The 19,775-nt window shown below is 65.3% G+C and carries 16 protein-coding genes; 13 read left to right on the top strand and 3 right to left on the bottom strand.

Annotation, left to right across the window (positions count from 1 at the left end; all coding sequences use genetic code 11):
* The first annotated feature begins 68 nt into the window (after positions 1 to 68).
* From E3T31_RS01495 to pip, 9 genes are all read left to right on the top strand, one after another.
* Positions 69 to 695, top strand: coding sequence for a hypothetical protein (locus E3T31_RS01495; RefSeq protein WP_134467159.1), 627 nt, complete (start codon positions 69 to 71; stop codon positions 693 to 695).
* Between the two features lie 99 nt (positions 696 to 794).
* Complete coding sequence (locus E3T31_RS01490) at positions 795 to 1,430, top strand: copper resistance CopC family protein (protein ID WP_166788355.1); 636 nt, start codon at positions 795 to 797, stop codon at positions 1,428 to 1,430.
* Positions 1,431 to 1,523: 93 nt separating this feature from the next.
* Positions 1,524 to 3,605 carry a DNA helicase RecQ gene (gene recQ, locus E3T31_RS01485; protein ID WP_370304175.1) on the top strand — a complete coding sequence of 694 codons (2,082 nt, stop codon included), beginning with the start codon at positions 1,524 to 1,526 and terminating at the stop codon, positions 3,603 to 3,605.
* A 171-nt stretch (positions 3,606 to 3,776) separates the two neighbouring features.
* Entirely contained in the window at positions 3,777 to 5,888 is a 2,112-nt protein-coding gene (locus tag E3T31_RS01480; protein ID WP_241977486.1) for an acyl-CoA dehydrogenase, read from the top strand.
* Positions 5,889 to 6,036: 148 nt separating this feature from the next.
* Complete coding sequence (locus tag E3T31_RS01475; RefSeq protein WP_134467157.1) at positions 6,037 to 6,975, top strand: ABC transporter ATP-binding protein; 939 nt, start codon at positions 6,037 to 6,039, stop codon at positions 6,973 to 6,975.
* Complete coding sequence (locus E3T31_RS01470; RefSeq protein ID WP_134467156.1) at positions 6,972 to 7,826, top strand: ABC transporter permease subunit; 855 nt, start codon at positions 6,972 to 6,974, stop codon at positions 7,824 to 7,826. The genes E3T31_RS01475 and E3T31_RS01470 overlap by 4 nt, the downstream gene beginning before the upstream one ends.
* A 26-nt stretch (positions 7,827 to 7,852) precedes the next feature.
* Positions 7,853 to 9,094, top strand: coding sequence for a sensor histidine kinase (locus E3T31_RS01465; RefSeq protein ID WP_134467155.1), 1,242 nt, complete (start codon positions 7,853 to 7,855; stop codon positions 9,092 to 9,094).
* The gene (locus E3T31_RS01460) at positions 9,091 to 9,771 is read left to right on the top strand and encodes a response regulator transcription factor (RefSeq protein ID WP_134467154.1); all 681 of its coding nucleotides are present in this window, start codon (positions 9,091 to 9,093) and stop codon (positions 9,769 to 9,771) included. Before E3T31_RS01465 ends, E3T31_RS01460 begins: the two co-directional genes overlap by 4 nt.
* Positions 9,772 to 9,807: 36 nt before the next feature.
* Entirely contained in the window at positions 9,808 to 10,764 is a 957-nt protein-coding gene (pip, locus tag E3T31_RS01455) for a prolyl aminopeptidase (protein WP_134467153.1), read from the top strand.
* Positions 10,765 to 10,777: 13 nt separating this feature from the next.
* On the opposite strand, the gene E3T31_RS01450 is transcribed toward pip, so the two are convergent.
* Entirely contained in the window at positions 10,778 to 12,055 is a 1,278-nt protein-coding gene (locus E3T31_RS01450) for an oligosaccharide flippase family protein (protein ID WP_166788354.1), read from the bottom strand.
* Between the two features lie 340 nt (positions 12,056 to 12,395).
* Here E3T31_RS01450 and E3T31_RS01445 point away from each other — a divergent pair, with 340 nt between their 5' ends.
* Both E3T31_RS01445 and E3T31_RS01440 read left to right on the top strand, forming a co-directional pair.
* Positions 12,396 to 13,760: a hypothetical protein gene (locus E3T31_RS01445; RefSeq protein WP_134467151.1), complete on the top strand. Its 1,365-nt coding sequence runs from the start codon at positions 12,396 to 12,398 to the stop codon at positions 13,758 to 13,760.
* Entirely contained in the window at positions 13,753 to 14,814 is a 1,062-nt protein-coding gene (locus E3T31_RS01440) for an acyltransferase family protein (RefSeq protein ID WP_134467150.1), read from the top strand. Before E3T31_RS01445 ends, E3T31_RS01440 begins: the two co-directional genes overlap by 8 nt.
* 99 nt (positions 14,815 to 14,913) lie before the next feature.
* On the opposite strand, the gene E3T31_RS01435 is transcribed toward E3T31_RS01440, so the two are convergent.
* Complete coding sequence (locus tag E3T31_RS01435; RefSeq protein ID WP_241977484.1) at positions 14,914 to 15,426, bottom strand: adenylyltransferase/cytidyltransferase family protein; 513 nt, start codon at positions 15,424 to 15,426, stop codon at positions 14,914 to 14,916.
* 366 nt (positions 15,427 to 15,792) lie between these two features.
* On the opposite strand from E3T31_RS01435, the gene E3T31_RS01430 reads away from it, so the two are divergent.
* Entirely contained in the window at positions 15,793 to 17,676 is a 1,884-nt protein-coding gene (locus tag E3T31_RS01430; RefSeq protein WP_134467149.1) for a hypothetical protein, read from the top strand.
* A 16-nt stretch (positions 17,677 to 17,692) separates the two neighbouring features.
* Here E3T31_RS01430 and E3T31_RS01425 read toward each other — a convergent pair whose 3' ends face one another.
* Complete coding sequence (locus E3T31_RS01425; protein ID WP_134467148.1) at positions 17,693 to 18,820, bottom strand: glycosyltransferase family 4 protein; 1,128 nt, start codon at positions 18,818 to 18,820, stop codon at positions 17,693 to 17,695.
* Positions 18,821 to 18,992: 172 nt separating this feature from the next.
* On the opposite strand from E3T31_RS01425, the gene E3T31_RS01420 reads away from it, so the two are divergent.
* Positions 18,993 to 19,706, top strand: a complete 714-nt coding sequence (locus E3T31_RS01420; protein WP_134467147.1) for a hypothetical protein — start codon at positions 18,993 to 18,995, stop codon at positions 19,704 to 19,706.
* The last annotated feature ends 69 nt before the right edge of the window (positions 19,707 to 19,775 follow it).

Below are 19,775 nucleotides of genomic sequence, written 5' to 3'. Positions count from 1 at the left end.
GGGACTCGAGTGCATCGCCCCTCTCCAAGGACGGTCGGCTACTGTGAAGGAGACCGGAGAGGGACCAAATGCACACACGCTGGGCCCGCTTCGCGCGTGGCTGGATCGTCGCCGCGTTCTCAACCTTTGTCGCCGCCCTGTCGCACACCCTGGGTGGCGGCTCGGCGCCGAGCCTCCTGGTCGTCGTCGTGTCGCTCGCCTTCGCCGGAATGGTCTGCGTTGCACTCGCCGGTCGCACCCTGTCGTTCTGGCGCGGTGCCGTGTCGGTGCTGGTCAGCCAGATCATCTTTCACGGACTGTTTTCGCTTGGGGCAACCGGAGGCATGCTCGGAGCTGACGCCATCGCCGCCGCGGCCACCCATCAGCACGCTGCACTGCCCGGTCTGATCGACCCGATGGTCATGGGCGCGACCGCCCACGTCCCACACGATGGCGCGGCCATGTGGCTCGCCCACTTTGGGGCCGCGATCGTCACGATTCTGGCGCTGCGTTTCGCCGAACGCGCGTTCTGGAGTCTCGTCGAAAACGTTCGCCTCGGCATCCGCACGCTGTTCGTGCCCGCGCAACTGGCCGTGCCGGTGGCGGCCCCGCAGCGCATTGGGAACGTCGCGCCGGTGCTCACCCCGCGCGATCTGGTTCTGGTGCTGTCGGCTATGCGCCATCGTGGCCCGCCGGTTTTCGCTCTCGCAGCCTAAACCGCAACCAGACCATTTTTCCCGCCGCACCGAATGAGTAGCCGAGGCATTGCCCTGCACTGTTCGAGTAGCGCGGGCATCCCACGTTTAAGGACAATCATGAAGGTCACGACCCCTAAATCTGCTGCCACGACCGCTCGCACTCTGTTCGCGGCCGCCGTTATCGCCCTGGCGCTCGGCTGGGGCATGGCCCCGGCGTCGGCCCACAACGACGAGATTGGTTCCTCACCGGAGGGCGGCTCGGTCGTGACCGAGCAGCCCGGTGAATTCTCGGTCACCACGAGCGATCTGCTCCTCGATCTCGGTGGATCCGGCGCCGGCAGCGCCATGGTCGTGACCGGCCCGGCCGACGCGCCGCTCTTCTATGGCGACGGGTGCGGCACTGTCTCCGGTGCCACAGTCGAAACGACAGCGCAGCTCGGCGCCGCCGGGCAGTACACGGTGATCTGGCAGACGGTCTCGACTGACGGCCACCCCATCTCCGACGAGTACACCTTCGACTGGCAGCCGGCCGCCGACCAGGTGCTCGCCGACGGGGCCGTCACGGCTCCAGCCTGCGGCACGAAAGCGGATGCCGTCACGACGGATGCCGCGACCTCGCCCCCCGCAAACCTCGGCTCGACTGATGCTGCTGGCGACAGTACCCCTGCCTGGATCGGGGGGATCCTCGGCGCTGTGGTCCTGGCCGGAGCAGCAGCCCTGCTTCTCCTCCTGCGCCGCAAGCGCCGCCGCTAGCTTTCGCCCGCCCGCCCTCCCCGCACTTCAACCTCTCGCGGGGGTGTTGGCGCGCGGGGCTACGTGTCAGGGGCCCCGGGTACAGTTAGGCAGGTGAGTTGGAACGCTGAGCTGCCCGGGAACCCTGACGACGTTGAACCACCCCGCGACGTTGCTGTACCGAGTGAATTCGACGGCCCGAGTGATTTCGACGCCCCCGACGACTACGACGCACCGCCGCCCGAGGCGGACCGGCAGTTCGGCGACCAGCAGTTCCAGCGGCAGCCGGCCTACTCGGGTGCAGCATCCGCTTTGAATCAAGCCAACGGCCCCGCAGCCCGCGCCGCTGTACCTGTGCGCGCCGCGACCCGGAAGTTCAAGACCGCGGCCGAAGCCCTGCACACCGTGTTTGGCTACGACACGTTCCGCGGCGATCAGGCCGAAATTATCGCGCAGGTCGTCGACGGCAAGGACGCCGTTGTGCTCATGCCAACCGGCGGCGGCAAGAGCCTCTGCTACCAAATTCCCGCGCTCGTGCGGGCTGGCACCGGCATCGTCGTCTCGCCGCTGATCGCCCTGATGCAGGACCAGGTCGATGCCCTCACGGCGGTCGGTGTGCGCGCCGAATTCCTCAACTCCAGCCAGGATTCCGCCACCCGCAGCCAGGTGGAACGCGACTACCTCAACGGCGACCTCGACCTGCTCTACGTCGCCCCCGAGCGCCTCTCCAACGAGTCCACCAAGCGGCTGCTCGACCGTGGAACCATCGCCCTGTTCGCCATCGATGAGGCCCACTGCGTGTCGCAGTGGGGCCACGATTTTCGGCCGGACTACCTCGCGCTCAGCGAACTCGCCGACCGCTGGCCCGACGTTCCGCGCATCGCCCTCACTGCCACCGCGACGGATGCCACCCATCAGGAGATCACCACCCGCCTGCAGATGGGCGATGCGAAACACTTCGTGGCGAGCTTCGACCGGCCCAATATTCAGTACCGCATCGTCGGCAAGTCCGAGGTACGCAAGCAACTGCTGTCCTTCCTGAAGACCGAGCACCCCGGTGACGCCGGAATCGTCTACGCGCTCAGCCGTAAAACCGTCGACCAGACGGCAGAGTTTTTGCGTCAGAACGGTGTGAACGCCCTGCCCTATCACGCCGGGCTCGATGCCGGCCTGCGCGCCCGCACTCAGTCCCGGTTCCTCCGCGAGGAGGGCGTCGTCATCGTCGCCACGATCGCGTTCGGCATGGGAATCGATAAGCCGGACGTGCGCTTCGTCGCCCACATCGACCTGCCCAAATCGGTCGAGGGCTACTACCAGGAGACCGGTCGCGCCGGACGCGACGGCGCACCGGCCACGGCCTGGCTCGCCTACGGCCTGCAAGACGTGGTGCAGCAGCGCCGCATGATCGACGAGTCGCCCGGCGATCTCAGCCATCGGCGCAAACTGTCCGCCCATCTCGACGCCATGCTTGCCCTGTGCGAAACCGTGCACTGCCGCCGCGTCAATCTGCTGCGCTACTTCGGCCAGACCAGTGAGCCCTGTGGCAACTGCGACACGTGCCTCGAGCCACCGGAGGCCTGGGACGGCACTATCCCCGCCCAGAAACTGCTCTCCACCATCGTGCGCCTGCACCGCGAGCGTAGCCAGAAGTTCGGCGCCGGCCACCTCATCGACATCCTCCGTGGCAAGGAAACCCCTCGCGCGACCCAGTATCGGCACACCGAACTGAGTACCTGGGGCCTGGGCGCCGACCTCAGTGACCAGGCCTGGCGCGGCGTCGTGCGCCAGATGCTCGCCCAGGGTCTGCTCGCCACGTCCGGCGAGTACGGCACCCTCATTCTGACGGATGCCGCCGCCGACGTTCTCGGCGGCCGTCGGGACGTGCAGTTGCGGCGCGAACCCGACCGCCCCGCGCGCTCAAGCGCGGCCCGCCGCCCGAGCGCCGCCAAGGTCGCTGCCGCCGACCTCAGCCGCATGCAGGAGACCCTGTTCGAAGCGCTGCGGGTTTGGCGCTCGGCGGAGTCGAAGGAGCAGGGCGTGCCCGCCTACATCGTGTTCGGCGACGCCACCCTGATCGCCGTCGCCGCGGCTGGCCCCACCACCCTCGCCGGGCTCGACGGCATCACAGGCATCGGTGCCAAGAAGCTCGAAGCCTACGGCGAGGCCCTGCTCGAGGTCGTCGCCGCCTCCGCCTGACCACCTTGCTTGTGGGGGATCACAGTCCACGCAGCTTGCAGTTGTACTGATCCTACAAAACGAATGCCGTAGACGGCATATATCGTTGTGGCCCCCGCACCGCGCATTTCGCGACCGCACCATGTGGTTCTAACGTGGCGATCACCACTTTCGTGCGATCAGTTAGGACCAATGATGGTAGCCACGGCCCAGCGCTCCAACATCCGATCGGTGACGATCGACCCCAGCCTTGAGGTCGGCGTCGATACCGGCCCCATCAAATCCATCGGCGACGATGCCGACCCCGTGGTCAACGTCGAACAACTCGGACGACAACTGCTCGGCACCTGGGCCGACGTGCGGCTGAAGGCACGCGAGGTGACCGCCCGCCCCGACATGCAGCGCATTGAAGGCCTCTCGATGGCCGACCACCGCCTGCGCGTGCTCGAACAGCTCAAGGTGCTCGCCGCCAACGGCCACGTGCTGCGCGCCTTCCCCAAGCACCTTGGCGGGCAGGACGACCACGGTGGAAACATCGCCGGCTTCGAAGAACTCGTCATCGCCGACCCGAGCCTTCAGATCAAGGGCGGAGTGCAGTGGGGGCTCTTCGGCGCTGCCGTGCTGCACCTCGGCACCAAGCCGCACCACGACAAGTACCTCCCCGGCATCATGGACCTAAGCGTTCCCGGTGCGTTCGCCATGACGGAGATCGGGCACGGCTCCGACGTCGCGAGCATCGGCACCACCGCAACCTTCGACGCGGCCACCGGCGAGTTCGTCATCAACACCCCGTTTCGCGCCGCCTGGAAGGACTACCTCGGCAACGCCGCGAAGGACGGTATCGCGGCCGTGCTGTTCGCCCAGCTCATCACCCAGGGCGTCAATCACGGCGTGCACGCCTTCTATCTGCCCATTCGCGACGAGCACGGTGACTATCTGCCCGGCGTCGGCGGCGAAGACGACGGTCTCAAGGGCGGACTCAACGGCATCGACAACGGTCGGCTGCACTTCGACAACGTGCGTGTCCCGCGCGAAAATCTGCTCAACCGGTACGGCGACGTTGCAGAAGACGGCGTCTACTCCAGCCCGATTGGAAGCCCCGGCCGCCGCTTCTTCACCATGCTGGGAACGCTGGTGCAGGGTCGCGTGTCGCTCGACGGGGCCGCCACCGCGGCATCCGCTTTGGCGCTGACCATCGCGATCACCTATGGGAGCCAGCGTCGTCAGTTCACCGCGGGCAGCGACACCGATGAAGAGGTCATCCTCGACTACCAGCGGCACCAGCGCCGGTTGTTTCCGCGCCTCGCCACGACCTACGCGCAGACCTTCGCGCACGACGAGTTCCTGGTGAAGTTCGACGAGGTGTTCAGTGGCAAGGCCGACACCGACGACGACCGGCAGGACCTTGAAACCCTCGCCGCGGCGCTCAAGCCACTTTCCACCTGGCACGCGCTCGACACTCTGCAGGAAGCTCGCGAGGCTTGCGGCGGTGCTGGCTTCCTGGCCGAGAATCGCCTGGTGGGGCTGCGCGCCGACCTGGACATCTTTGCAACCTTCGAGGGCGACAACAACGTGCTGCTGCAGCTCGTCGCCAAGCGTCTACTCACCGATTACAGCCGCAAATTCGCCACAGCGGATGCCGGCGCCCTCGCCCGCTACGTCGTGCAGCACGCCGCCGGTCGCGCTTACCACGGCACCGGACTACGCACCCTCGCGCAGGCCGTAGCCGACCGGGGTTCGACGGCTCGTTCCGTCGGGGCCTTGCGCGATGCCGACGTGCAGCGGGAACTGCTCACCGACCGGGTCGAGAGCATGATCGCCGAGGTGGCCGGAAAGCTGCGCGGCGCCACCAAGCTGCCCAAGAAGCAGGCGGCCGACCTGTTCAACGCGCACCAGAACGAGCTCATCGAAGCTGCCCGTGCCCACGGCGAACTGCTGCAGTGGGAATCGTTCACCCGTGCCCTCGAGCACACCGACGACGCCGGCACCAAGCAGGTACTCACCTGGCTGCGCGACCTGTTCGGCCTCGGCCTGGTCGAGAAGAACCTGGCCTGGTACCTCATCCACGGCCGGCTCTCCGCCCAGCGCGCCCAGGCCGTCACCGCCTACATCGATCGGCTGATCGCCCGCATTCGCCCGCACGCCCAGGACCTCGTCGACGCGTTCGGCTACTCGCAGGACCACCTCCGAGCCACGATCGCGAGCGGTGCCGAACGTGAGCGCCAGAATGAAGCCCGCGACTACTACACCGCCCAGCGTGCCTCCGGAACCGCGCCAACCCCCGAAAAGCCGGTCAAGAAATAGCCGGGCCCCGTCGTACCCAGGTACGACGGGGATGGTGCACAACCATCCCTCTGGTTGATGCGCCACAGGGGCCACAAACCATACCGTTTGGTATGGGGGCTTCAGCGTACGAAAACGGGGCCTCACCCATCAATGGAATGAGGCAGGCATGATCCAGGCACAGTCCCTGACCAAGCGCTACGGAAGCAAGACCGCGGTCGACGCGGTCGATTTCACGGTGCAGCCGGGCAAGGTCACCGGCTTTCTCGGGCCGAACGGCGCCGGCAAGTCCACCACCATGCGCATGATCGTCGGTCTGGACAAGCCGAGCGCCGGCTCCGTCATCGTTAACGGCAAGCCATACCACGAACACAAGGCGCCGCTGCGCGAAGTGGGCGTGCTGCTCGACGCCAAGGCCGTGCACACCGGACGCAGCGCCTACAACCACCTGCGCGCCATGGCCGCCACCCACAACATCCCCACCAGCCGAGTACACGAGGTGATTAACCTCACCGGCCTCGAATCCGTCGCCCGCAAACGCGTCGGCGGCTTCTCCCTCGGCATGGGCCAGCGCCTCGGCATCGCCGCCGCGCTGCTCGGCGACCCGGCCACCCTCATTCTCGACGAGCCGGTCAACGGTCTCGACCCCGAGGGCGTGCAGTGGGTGCGCAAGCTCACCAAACAGCTCGCGGCCGAGGGCCGCACCGTGCTGCTCTCTTCCCACCTCATGAGTGAGATGGCCCTCACCGCTGACCACATCATCGTGCTCGGTCGAGGTCGGGTGGTAGCGGATGCCTCGGTCGCCGACATTATCGCCTCAGCCGCGCAGAACACGGTTCGCGTGCGCACTCCGCATACCGCAGCTCTGGCCACTCTGCTCGCCCAGCCGGATGTGACCATCACCAACATCGAGCAGGACGTGCTCGAGATCAGCGGACTGACCGTCAACGAGATCGGCGACCGCGCCGCCGATGCCCAAATCTCTCTGCACGAACTCTCCGCGGTGAGCGCCTCGCTCGAGGACGCCTACATGAAACTCACCCAGAACGAGGTGGAGTATCGCACCGGTGATGCGTCCTCTCACACCGAAGCGGAGGTCGCCCGATGAGCACCCTGACCAACCCCGTCCAGCAGTCCGCAGCCCGCACCTCCTTAGTGCCGACCGGATCCGGGCTCAGCATCACCGGCCTACTCCGCTCCGAATCGATCAAGCTGTGGAGCCTGCGCTCCACCTACTGGACGCTCTCGCTCGTTGTCGTGGTCTCGCTCGGCATCGCCGTGCTGATGTCGTTCGCCATGTCGGCGTCAACGGCCGGATTCGATCCGACCACCGGTGCCCCCATGGCCGTGGAGAGTGCGCAAATGTTCGTGCTCGTCTCCACGACCGGTCTCGGACTTGGCCAGCTGATTGTCGCTGTCCTCGGCGTGCTCTCGATCAGCGGCGAGTACTCCAGTGGCATGATCAAGTCGACGCTGACCGCGGTGCCCAATCGTCTGCCCGCACTCTGGGCCAAGGTCGTCGTGCTATTCGGGTTCACCTTCCTGGTCGGCCTGATCAGCGTGGTCGGATCGTTCCTCGTGGCCATGCCCATCCTGGGCGCCAAGGACCTGAGTGCGAGCCTGTTCGACACCGAGGTGTTTTTGCCGCTGCTCGGTAACGCGCTGTTCCTCGCGATCATCGCCGTGTTCGCCCTCGGCATCGGCACGATTCTGCGCAGCAGCGCCGGCGGCATTGCCACGGTGCTCGGAATCACCCTGCTCCTGCCGACGGTGTTGGCCGTGCTGTCGATGTTCGTTGAGTGGATCGCCGACATCATGCCCTACCTCTTCACCGTGGCCGGTGCGACGATGATCACCCCGAACGCCATGGAATCCTGGCAGGGCTTCCTGATCGTGCTCGCCTGGGTGGTCGTGAGCCTCGGCGTTGCAGCGCTGCTGCTCAAGCGCCGGGACGCGTGACCCGCCACGACCCGTAGAGTCGATAGATGAGCACCACCACCTCTCCCCCCGGGCGCACTCTGGCGCCGGGGGGAGAGGTGCGCCTGCCCACCCCGCCCGGAATTGTGCGGCGTTTCTGGACCAGGCATCCCCACCTGGCCGACGGCCTCGTCGCGGCGATCTACGTCGTTCCGATGGTGCTCACCCTGGTGCTCAACCTGCTCGACGATGACCCGGCTCCGCTCCCGGACGCGTTGCTCAATGCCGGCATCATGCTGCTGCTGGCCGTCGCACTGTTCTTTCGCCGACGGATGCCGCGGCTCGTCCTGGCCCTGACCTGGATCGGCCTGCTCACCTTCGCCGACTACGGCGAAGTGCACCTCATCGCCCAGCTCCTGGCGCTCTACGCGGTCGCGGTGTATTCGGACGTGCGCAGCGCGTGGACCGGTTTCAGCGCATCCGTTCTGCTGGCCGGACTGGCCGCCTGGCTCACCGACAATCCCGACGAGGTTCCCTGGATTCCGGTCGCGGTCCAGGTGGCGATCATGCTGCTCGCCGCGACCCTGGTCGGCGTCAATATGGGCAACAGCAAGCGCTACGTCTCGTCGCTGCTGGACCTGGCCGCGCAGCTGACCCGCGAACGCGACCAGCAGGCGCAGCTCTCCCGCATCTCCGAACGTGCCCGAATCGCCGGCGAAATGCACGATGTGGTCGCCCACAGCCTCTCGGTCATGGTGGCGCTCGCCGACGGTGCTCACGCCATCGCCCCCAAAGACGTGGAGCGATCCCGCGCGGCGATGCTCGACGTCGCGGCCACTGGGCGCCGGTCCATGTCCGAGATGCGCCGGCTACTCGGGGTGCTCGAGGTGGACACCGACCCGGCCCCGCGTGCTCCGCAGCCGGGCATCGACCAGCTGGCCGACCTCGTGGAATCGTTTCGGTCGACCGGGCTTCCCGTTGTTCTGGAGCGCAGCGGGCGTGTGCCGAGCAATGCGGGCGTGCAGCTGACGATTTTTCGGCTCATCCAGGAGTCACTGACCAACGTGCTGCGCTATGCGGACACTCCGACCCGAGTGGTCGTGCGCCTGCAGTCTTCGCCCGGTGCCGCCCAGGTCACGATCAGCGACAATGGGCGACATGTGGCAGTGGCGAGCGAACGCGGCTTCGGGCGCGGTCTGATCGGAATGCAGGAACGTGTGGCGATCTACGGCGGAACCTTTGAGGCAGCGCCGGGACTCCGCGACGGCTGGCGCGTACACGCGACCCTGAACTTTGAGGACGAACAATGACTCCCCGTTCCGCACCGATCACTATACTGCTGGTCGATGACCAGGCCCTGTTGCGCGTGGGTTTTCGCATGGTCCTTGAGGCCGAAGACGACTTCACCGTCGTCGGCGAAGCGAGCGATGGCGCGCAGGCGATCGCCCTCGCAGCCAGGCTGAATCCCGACGTGGTCCTGATGGACGTGCGCATGCCCGGCGTCGACGGCATCGAGGCGACCCGGCAGATCATGGCAGCCCAGCCGGAGACCCGCATCATCATCCTCACCACCTTCGACCTCGACGAGTACGCCTTCGGTGGTCTGCGCGCCGGTGCCAGCGGCTTCCTGCTGAAAAACGCCGAACCCGGGGAGCTGATCGCCGCGATCCGCACGGTGGTCTCGGGTGAGGCATCCGTTTCACCGCGGGTGACCCGGCGCCTGCTAGACCTGTTCGGCACCAAATTGCCGCAGCCCGAGACGGGAGGAGCTTCCAGCGCCACGACGCTCGCGGCGCTCACCGACCGTGAAACCGAGGTTTTTCTGGCCATCGCCGAGGGGCTCTCCAACACCGAACTTGCCGAACGCTTCTTTCTCTCCGAATCGACGGTGAAAACCCACGTCGGGCGAATCCTGCACAAGCTCGGGCTGCGCGACCGGGTGCAGGCGGTCATCCTGGCCTACGAGGTGGGACTCGTCGGCAGCTGATCCGGGGCCGTGCACACGGGGGCATAGGCTCAAAGCATGCGAACCTTCTACCCAGAGATTGAACCCTACGAAACCGGCATGCTCGATGTCGGTGACAATCAGACCATCTACTGGGAAGCCTCGGGCAACCCCGACGGCAAGCCCGCGGTGTATCTGCACGGCGGCCCGGGTGGCGCGTCCGGCCCGGACCAGCGTCGGGTATTCGATCCGGCGAAGTACCGCATCATTCTGTTCGACCAGCGTGGCTGCGGCCTCAGCACTCCGCACGCGAGCGAGCCCGACGTTGACCTGAGCGTGAACACCACCTGGACTCTCGTCGCTGATCTCGAGAAACTGCGCGAGCACCTCGGCATCGACCGCTGGCTGGTCTGCGGCGGATCCTGGGGCAGCACCTTCGCGCTCGCCTACGCCGAGACCCACCCCGCCCAGGTCACCGAACTCGTCGTGCGCGGCATCTTCACCCTTCGCCCGGTCGAACTCGACTGGTTCTACGAGGGCGGCGCCGCGGCAATCTACCCCGACCTGTGGGAATCCTTTCTCGCTCCGGTCCCCGAAAATGAACGCGGCCACCTGATCGAGGCCTACGGTCGACTGCTGCACGACCCGGACCAGTTCGTGCGCGAACGCGCCGGCGTGGCCTGGGCCACCTGGGAATCGTCGACGATCACCCTGCTGCAGGAGCCAGACAAGATCGCGCACTTCTCGGACCCAGCCTTCGCTGTGGCCTTTGCCCGCATCGAGAACCATTTCTTCGCCAATAGGGGCTGGTTCACGCCGAACCAGCTGATCGACAACGCCTCCCGCCTCGCCGAGATCCCCGGTGTCATCGTGCAGGGCCGCTACGACATGTGCACGCCGGCCTTCACCGCCTGGGACCTGCACAAGAACTGGCCGGAGGCGGAATTCAAGCTGATCCCCGACGCCGGCCATGCCTTCGACCAGCCCGGCATCCTGGACGCCATTATCGAGGCCACCGACCGCTTCGCCAGCTAACGTACGTATCCGGTCAGCGCGTCTTGCGCCGCAGTATCCGCTTACCGTAGCGGCCGATGGTGGTGATGTCTGAACGACGCAGACCGTAGAACTGCAGCATTCCGATTCCAAACACCCGCGACAAGAACAGCAGGTTGAGGTTGCTCGTGATGATGTTGCCCGCGAGCGTCGTGAGCGCCGCGCCCATCGCCCCCAGCAGCGGCGCGAGGATGATGAGCATCACAATGTTGATGACACACGAAATGGTCAGTGCGATGCTGCGCAGCCCGGGGCGGCCGCGCGCGCTCAGCCCAGCGCCAGCAATGGAACCCGGCGTGAGCAGCACAACCGCTACGAGGAGTACTGCGGCAATCGGAATCGATTCGCGAAAGCCCTCCCCGAACAGAAACGGCAGCCACCACAACATGGACACTCCGAGCACCAGCGCTGCCAGTGCCGAGAGCGCCGTCGAGATGCGGGCAGACGAACTGAGGCGTTCATCCTCAGACTTGGCCGCTTCGTTGACGAACGAGACATCACGCACCGCGTGGTGAATGATCAACGGCAGCTCGCTGATGCTCACCGCCACGACGTAGAGTCCGAGCTGGTAGGTGCCGGCGAGCGGCGTCAGCAGTACCTGATCGAGACGCGTCAGGAGCACGCCCGACAGCGAACCGACCCACATTCGGCTGCCGTAGCTGAGGAGCCCGCGCATGCGTGCTTCGGGCGGAACCTCGTGCGCGCGCGGGTCGAGGCTGCGCATGCGCCCGATGTAGACAAAGGCGCCGACCACGGGCATGGCAGCGACCGTGATGGTGGCCACGAGCGGGGTGAGCGTTCCCGTCAGCCAGAACGGGATGAGGACCGCGAGGCGCAGAACCGACGAGATAATGCGCTCCATGGATACGAGCCGCCAGCTGCTCGTGGCCGAGGCAACGCCGCGGAGTATCCCCACGAGAAGGTTCGGCACAATGGCCAGACTGGCGAACACGATCAGTAGCTGAACGCTCGGGTCGCCACCACTCAACAAAGGTGGTGAAAAGACGATGGCGGCGGTCGCGAATAGTCCGGCGATGCCCAGAATAAGCATGCCCCGACCCGCTGCGTTTCGCGCCAACGCTGGCTTTTTCGCGATAATCCACGTGACGGCTTCGGGAATTCCAAACGTGGCTATGGTGACGACCAGTGCCAATGGTGCCGTCGCCGCTGCCACCGCACCACGCCCGTCAACCCCCAGGGCCTGCGCCAGGATGGGGCCGGAGAACAGTGCGACGAGAGGGGGAAACGCGTTGCCCAGCAATGCGACCGTCATGTTACGCGAAACTGTGCCCGTCCGATTGGGCAGCAGATCGGGGTTGCGTTTCGTTGGAGCTGCGGGTGAGGCGTCCTCGGGCAAGGCGGTAGCTCCCATTGGCTCAGGGCGTGGATCAAGCTGAAAACGCCACTGTACACGCAGCATGCCAGCAAGGGGCGACCCCCGATCGGGGGGATCATGGATGCGAATTCGCCGGGCGTCGGCCCTTGATCCCGCGCCCACATGGACCTACTGTTATGCCGATGTGGTCGCGCGGCAGGAACAATACCCGAATTGTTTCGGGCGCGGCCCGGTGCGGGACCGAACGACCTATATGCGCGAGACGACACAACAGACCGTGACAAAACAGCGCGCGAGCGCACGCCAGACGCGCGAGCAGCCCGTGCCGCTCGCCGTGAATTCCGGCCGTGATCGGGTGCCCTCGACCGAGGCGGTGGTGCCGCGTTCGACCAAAATCCTTGCTGTCATCGTGCTGATCCTGATCGGTCTGCGACTCGACCTTCCGCTCGGCATCACCGTCGGCTACCTGGCGGCTGCAGCGCTGATTCCGCTTTGGCTGCCTACGCTGGGCCGCTATCGGGGCGCGCTCACCCTCGTGCTGATCGGCTTCGTCGCCGTCGGCTCCGGCATCTGGCTGTCCGTACTCGCCGAACCCACCCACGTCATCGCGATGAGCGAACTGGCCGGCAACTCCATCGGGCTGGTTGGCCTGTTGTGCTCCTTCGGCTTTGTGCTCTGGACCCGCAGCGTACTGCCCGACTCGTGGGTGGCCCTGTGGTTTGGACTCGGCCTGCTCGGGAGCGTAACCACCGACAACGCCCGGTTCTTCGACAATCCCTGGCGCTTCGGATTCTCCTTTGCCGTGACAGTGGTGATCCTCGCCATCGCGCACATTCTTGATCGTCGCTGGTTCGACCTGCTCGCCGTGCTCGGGCTGACAGTCTTGTCAATGGTCACCGATGCGCGCTCGTCCTTCGCGATCCTGCTTCTGACCCTCATTCTCGTGGCTTGGCAGATGCGCCCGACCAGCCGGTTTCGTTACCTGCGCATCAGATCGGGCGCCGGGGTTGTCGTCGCCCTCGGTGTGCTCGCCGTCGTCGTGTACAACCTGGGGCAGGCGGCCATCGTCGCGGGGCTGTTCGGCGAGGCGACGCGGGCCCGCACCATCGACCAGCTCAACTCTGCCGGGTCGCTCATTCTGGGCGGGCGACCGGAACTGGCCGCGACGGCTTCCCTGATGGCACACCAGCCATACGGGTTCGGGGCCGGCACGCTGCTGAATCCGACCGATCTGCTCGCGGCGAAGACGGGAATGGCATCGATCAGCTACGACCCCGACAATGGGTACGTCGAAAACTACATGTTCGGCGGCAATATCGAACTGCACTCGGTGCTCGGCGACCTCTGGGCGCGGTTCGGCATTCCCGGTGTCCTGCTGGCCGTCGTCATTCTTTTTCTGGTTTTGCGCGGGGTCGGAGCCGCGGTGGCCGCGAACCGGGCCAGTGGAATTCTGTTGTTTCTGGTCGTGAACACCGTGTGGGTGTTCTTCTTCGGCCCGCTGTACACCGCGGCGCGACTGCTCATCCTGGTGCTCGCGCTGACTTTGATTCCCAAGGGTCCCGAGCTGCCGAACCCCGACCGTCGCCGGGTGGCAGCTCTGTTCCCCTTCGGCAAGTCTCTCAAGACCGTGCCCCGTGACTAACACCGCGTCGTTCGTCCTTCGCGGCACGCCGCGCGAAGCCTGGATCGACGTGGCAAAGGGCATCGCGATCACCCTCGTTGTGCTCTATCACTCGGTCATGTACCTCGACCGGGTCGGTCTGGCCGGCGCCCTGGCGCCGCTCAACCCACTGCTCGACACCTTCCGTATGCCCCTGTTCTTCTTCATGTCCGGAATCCTCGCGGCCCAGGCCATTCGGTTGCCGTACCGGCAGCTGTTTCGTAAGCGGATGTCCCTGCTGCTGTATCTCTACACGGCCTGGGTCGCCGCCCAGACCCTGTTCCTACTGGCCCTGCCGCCAATCAGCCCCGACGGGCCCAATGCCAGGTGGACCGACCTGGTTACCCTGTTCATTCGGCCGAGCTCAAATCTCTGGTTCATCTACGCCCTGCCCATCTTTCTCACCGTGGCCTGGCTGACTCGGCGCTGGCATCCGCTTATTTCCGTGTCCGTAACGGGAGCGCTCGCCGTGCTGTTCGGTTCGCAGGTTCTGCACACGGGTACTCCGTGGGACAAGATGGGCCGCTACCTCGTCTTCTTCCTGGCGGCTATCTGGCTGGGCCCGCGCGTGCGACGTCTGATTCCGCGGGTGCGGTGGTGGCACATGGCCGTGCTCTGTGGCGTGTATGCCGGCGTTGTGCTCCTCATGGTGAAACTGTCGTTGACGCGGGTACCGTTCGTGCTCCTCGCCGTGAGCGTGCTGGCAGTGCTGGTGGGCATCAGCGTGGCCGTCGTTCTGTCGCGCGCTTCGGTGTTTGATTTCATGCGGGTGCTGGGTAGTCGCACGTTGCCCATCTATCTGGTGCATACCTTTCCCATGGCGGCGCTCGCGGCGATCGTCATGGCCGGCGGCGTGACGTTGCCGACGGGTGCCGCAACGGCGGTTCCGCTGCTGCTGTGCGGCGCGGCAATCGTGCTGGCTCTGGCCGTTTACCGACGATTTGCGGTCGTGCCGGGAGTGTTTACCGTGCCCATTGCCTCTTGGGCAGCGCAGCCGCGCAAGGCCGTGCGGGAGCAAACCGAAGCATCCGCTTGATTGCGCCCGATGTTTGCGGCAGTTACGGGAACAGCCCGAAAAGAACGGGTTTCTCGGCCGAGAAACCCGTTCTTTGGTGCGTTGGCTGCTCGCCGATAGTTAGGGGGTGCTCGTGCGTGGTTGCCGAAGACCGGCCGCATCGGGGCGCGTGAGAGCGTCGAGCGCCCGACGCAAGATCGTGCTGGAGGTATTGACCGTGTAGGGGAAGTACACGACCTCGACGCCGACAGCAGCGAACTCGTTCTCGAGGTGTACCCCGCGGGGGGTGCCTCGCCAATCGTCGCCCTTAAAGAACACGTCAAAGCGGAGGTCGCGCCAGGTATCGAGCTTGTCCTCGACGACTTCGGCGACCGCCTCGTCCACGAAAGAGATGTGTCGAACAATTTCGAGACGTTCGACCAGCGGCACGACGGGGGTGATGCCCTTGGTGAGTTGGAGCATCTCGTCGGACACAACGCCGGCGATCAGGTAGTCACACTGGCTTTTGGCGTGCTTGAGAATATTGAGGTGTCCAACGTGGAAAAGGTCAAACCCGCCAGCCGCGTAGCCGATGCGCAGCCCGTTCTGCCGGGCAGCAAGAAGCCCGGGGGGCTCGTCGCCAGCGGGCTTCACCAGGTTCGCGCGGTTCGGTTTCGTTTCTGGAGGAATCGCTGTGGTCGGGCGCTTGGGGGTCACAGAAGGCTCAGATTTCTCTCAGGCTGCAGCGTGAGCTTTAACAGAATTCGGGTAAGAGAGGCAGTGAGGAATCCTAACCTTTATCCTTCAGCCTGACTAGGGGTGAGAAATGAACGGATGTTGGTCCGCCGGCGCACGCCCCGACGGACCAACTACGGTCGGGCATGCAGTTTTTCGCGGCACAAGCCCGAAATTCGTGAAGTCAAGTATGATTCCTGCACCACGGGGCCGCCCGAAGGCCGCCGTCCGAGTTGAAATTGAGGTTTTCTTATGGCGCGGAGCGTTCGGTCTCCGATAGTGGCAATGATCGCTACAGCAGCTTTGGTGGCGACGATTTTTTTTGGTACCGGCAGCGCGCAAGCGGACACGGCGCCGCCAAATTCTTCCACTCCCAAAACCGTCGCGGCCGATGCGTTGCCGACCGCCCAAATCAACGGGGTGGTGTGGACCCAGACGATCGTCGGAAACACCGTTTACGTCGGTGGCCAGTTCACTCGCGCACGCCCCGCTGGAGCTTCGGCCGGAACGAGCGAGGTGACGCGCAACAATCTCATGGCGTACAACCTGTCGACTGGTGTCATGACGTCATTCAACCCCAACCTCAATGGCGCGGTGCGGGCGATTACCGCCTCGCCAGACGGATCGCGCATCTACGTGGGTGGAGCCTTCACCAATGTCGGCTCCGTGACGCGAACTCGGTTGGCGTCCTTCAGTACGGCTACCGGGGCGCTCGATTCCAGCTGGAAACCCACGGCAAACAACACCGTCAGAGCGCTCGGAACGTTTGGGAGTACCGTCTTCGCGGGGGGGAGCTTCACCTCGGCCAACTCTCAGGGACGACAGCGGATCGCGTCGTTCACCGGTTCCACCGGATCGCTCGGTACCTGGAAGGGCACGGTGCCCGACGGGGCCGTGAACGCACTAACAGTTTCCCCGAACGGCGACCGGGTCGTCATCGGCGGTTCATTCACCTCCTACAACGGCGCGACGACTCCCGGCTATGGAATGGCGGCAACGAATTCCAGCTCGGGCGCCGGAATGACCTGGAATATCGGCAAGCTCATCAAGAATGCTGGCCCTAACGGTTCCATTCTGTCGCTCACCTCGGATTCCGGCGGCGTCTACGGCACCGGGTACGACTATGGCCCCGGCGCCATGTTCGAGGGAACGTTCCGGGCCAGCTGGAGCAGCGGTAACACCGTCTGGATCGAGGACTGCCATGGTGACACCTACTCGGCCGTTCCGGTCGGCGACGTCGTGTACACGACCGCGCACGCCCACTTTTGTGGAAACATCGGTGGTTTCTCGGAAACCAGTCCGCGAACCTTTCATCGGACTCTGGCCTTTACGAAAAATGCAACAGGCACTATCACCCGGAACCGCACGGGTGGGAGCTACTTTAACTTTGAGGGGTACCCCCGGCCATCGCTGCTGACCTTCTACCCCGACATCAATGCCGGCAACTTTACCGGTCAAAGTCAGGGGCCGTGGAACGTAGCCGCCAACTCCCAATATGTGCTCTACGGCGGCGAGTTCACGCTCGTCAACAATAAGAGACAGCAGGGACTGGTGCGCTTCGCGGTGTCGTCCATCGCGCCCGACAAAGAAGGGCCGCGGGTGACCGGTGCCAGCTTCACGCCAACGCTCACCACGCCAAGCGCCGGAACTGTCACGGTCACCTGGAAGTCGAACTACGACCGCGACAACGAATTGCTTACCTATCAGGTCTTGCGAAACGGCGCTGTCGTGCGCACGCAAACGGGGCTCTCCGTTGACTGGAGCCGGCCCCCGATCAGCTGGACCGACACCGGTCGCACGCCCGGAACGATGTACTCGTACCAAATTCGGGTGAGTGACCCGTTCGGAAATACCGTCACCGGCGATTCTGTCAGCGTCAGAGCTGCCAGCGCCGCTACCCTCACGGAGACACCGGGCACGACAGCGCCCACCGAACCGAAAGTCGCTCCCGACGTGAACCTGTTGCCGGCACCCGAGGTCGCTCCCGACGCACATGTGGTGCCGGAGCCGAAGGTGGTGCCTGAGCCGAAGGTGGTGCCTGAGCCTGAAGAGGTTCCCGACCCGGACGTCGTGCCTGAGCCTGAAGCGGTTCCTGACGCGGACGTCGTGCCTGAGCCCGCAGAGGTTCCCGACCTGAACGTGCTGCCTACGCCGAAGGGACAGGGTTAGCCGATCAGGAATGACGTTAGCGGACCGTGCGGCGGGCTGGCCGGGCAACGGCCCGGCTGAGAACCTGGGTCAGCGATATCAGACGGCGTTCCTTCGTAAAGTGCAGGTTGACCGTCGACGGTTCGGGCAAGGCTTCCCGAGCTCGGACGGACCGCTCCAGAGTGAGGAGCGCCGACGAAATATCAGCCAGGGGCGTACCGGTGCGTGCCACGCCGATGCCGCCGACAATGGGCAACACCTCGCCGGGCCCACCGTCGGCGAATCCCGCAGCCCGAACCCCCGCCCGCCATGCTTCAACGGGAACGAGGCCAAACGACTCGGGCATGGAGGGAAAGCAGGCAACAGCGTCAATCTCGCTCGCGATGGCTTCCACGGATTTTGCCTCACCGCGGTATTCGATACGTGGGTCGCCCTCGATCAGGTGCAACACCGCGTCGAGAGCGGACTCCTGACCGGGAAATGGCGCACCGAACAGAAGAAGTCGCCAGGAAGGACCGGTTGTCGGACGGGGGGGGCTCACCGCTGGCCACAGGGACTGGAGTGCCTGAGCCACCTCGAGGTGTCCCCGGCGACCATTGACGCGGCCGATGACGGCGAGGGTGAACGGGTCGTGGAGCGTCGGTGCTCCGACGGCAATGACCGGGTCGAACACGGGCGACGTCACGGTCAGCCGCGTGCGGGCGACCCCGTTGTGCTCCAGCCACGCTGCCGTGGCTTCGCTGCAGGCGCAGATTGGAAAGCGGCCGGGGGCCAGGAGTACCCGAACCAGGAGGTTTCCCAAGCGGCTGGGGAGAAGCTCGTGCACCGACAGGTAAAAACTCTTGCGTTTCAGGCGCAGGAGTGGAATGTACGCGGCGAGGGCGAGCGTCCACAAGACCACGACGTCGGCGTGGGTAATTTCTGGTCGAAGACGAATCGGATGCAGGAGGTCTGAGATCTTGCTGAGCCTCAGGACCGACAGCCCCGGGTCAACGATGACGGTCGCAGAGAGTCCGGACTGAGCCAGCTCTTCTGCTAGTGGTCCGGCATTTGGCACGATGACGGCCACCGTGTGGCCGAGGCTGAGGAGGCAGGAGATTTCCTGAATGAGCACGCGAGAGGCCCCGTAGGCGTCATTGTTCCCGTGCAGGATTGCGATGCGCATGTGTGGGCCTCATCAGTGGTCGGCAGCTTTCACACACTGTACAGGGTGGGCGTGTACCCCCAAAGTGGGCTCAGGTGCCCCCTTGGAAAGAAATCCCACGCGTGTATTAATGGTTCAACGACGTCTTCACCCGATTCTTTTTTTGAGCGGGTCCTCAGCTTGGAGTTCGACCATGGCCGTGCACCACCCCTCCGATACCGGTCCCGAAACCGCGGGCCGGCGGCGTCGGCTGTGGTGGATCGCCGGGGCCGGACTGCTGGCCCTGCTCGTGGTCATCATGCTGGTGGCTAACGTTTGGGCATCCCAACGTGCCGATTCGGCCGATGTCACCGCGACGCGGTCCGTGACGACCCCATCCCCCGCTCCCTCCCGGTCGCCCGGCCCTTCGCCCAGCCCCGTGCCGGCCGAAACGACGACGCCCGCCCCGAGCGTCCCCGACCCGAACGCCGGAGTCGGCGTTCCATCGAGCGAGGTCGCTCCACCACAGGTTCAGGAACCGGTTCCACTGACGGACCCCGCCGTGGCCGTGCCCGGGGTCGTGTTCAGTATCAGCGAGCTCGAGGCGGTCGAGGGTGTGGCGCGGGGACCGGGCGAGATTGCCGGGCCGTCGCTCCGGTTCGCCGTCTCTGTTCGCAACGACACGGCTGCGACCGTGTCGTTGACGTCAACCGTCGTCAACTTCTTCTTTGGGGCTGCCCAGTCGCCGGCCACCGAACTTGCCGCGCCGGGCGGAGTCTCATTTCCTGACGAGGTCGCCGCGGGCCAGGCCGCGCAGGGCGTGTTCGTTTTCACTGTCCCCGCTGATGCGCGAGACGAAGTGCAGATCGCTGTCGACTACTCGGCTGGCGTGCCGATCGTGCTCTTTGAGGGCGCGGCACCGCACTGACCAGGCCGTACAAATGGCTACCCCCCCATAGAGGGTATTCCGTACTGAGAAAATCTCACTAGACTCCGT

The sequence above is a fragment of the Cryobacterium sp. TMS1-13-1 genome, assembly GCF_004403125.1.
GTDB lineage: Bacteria > Actinomycetota > Actinomycetes > Actinomycetales > Microbacteriaceae > Cryobacterium > Cryobacterium levicorallinum.
The sequence above is the reverse complement of the archived record's forward strand: the minus strand, read 5'-3'. Positions and strand labels throughout refer to the sequence as shown.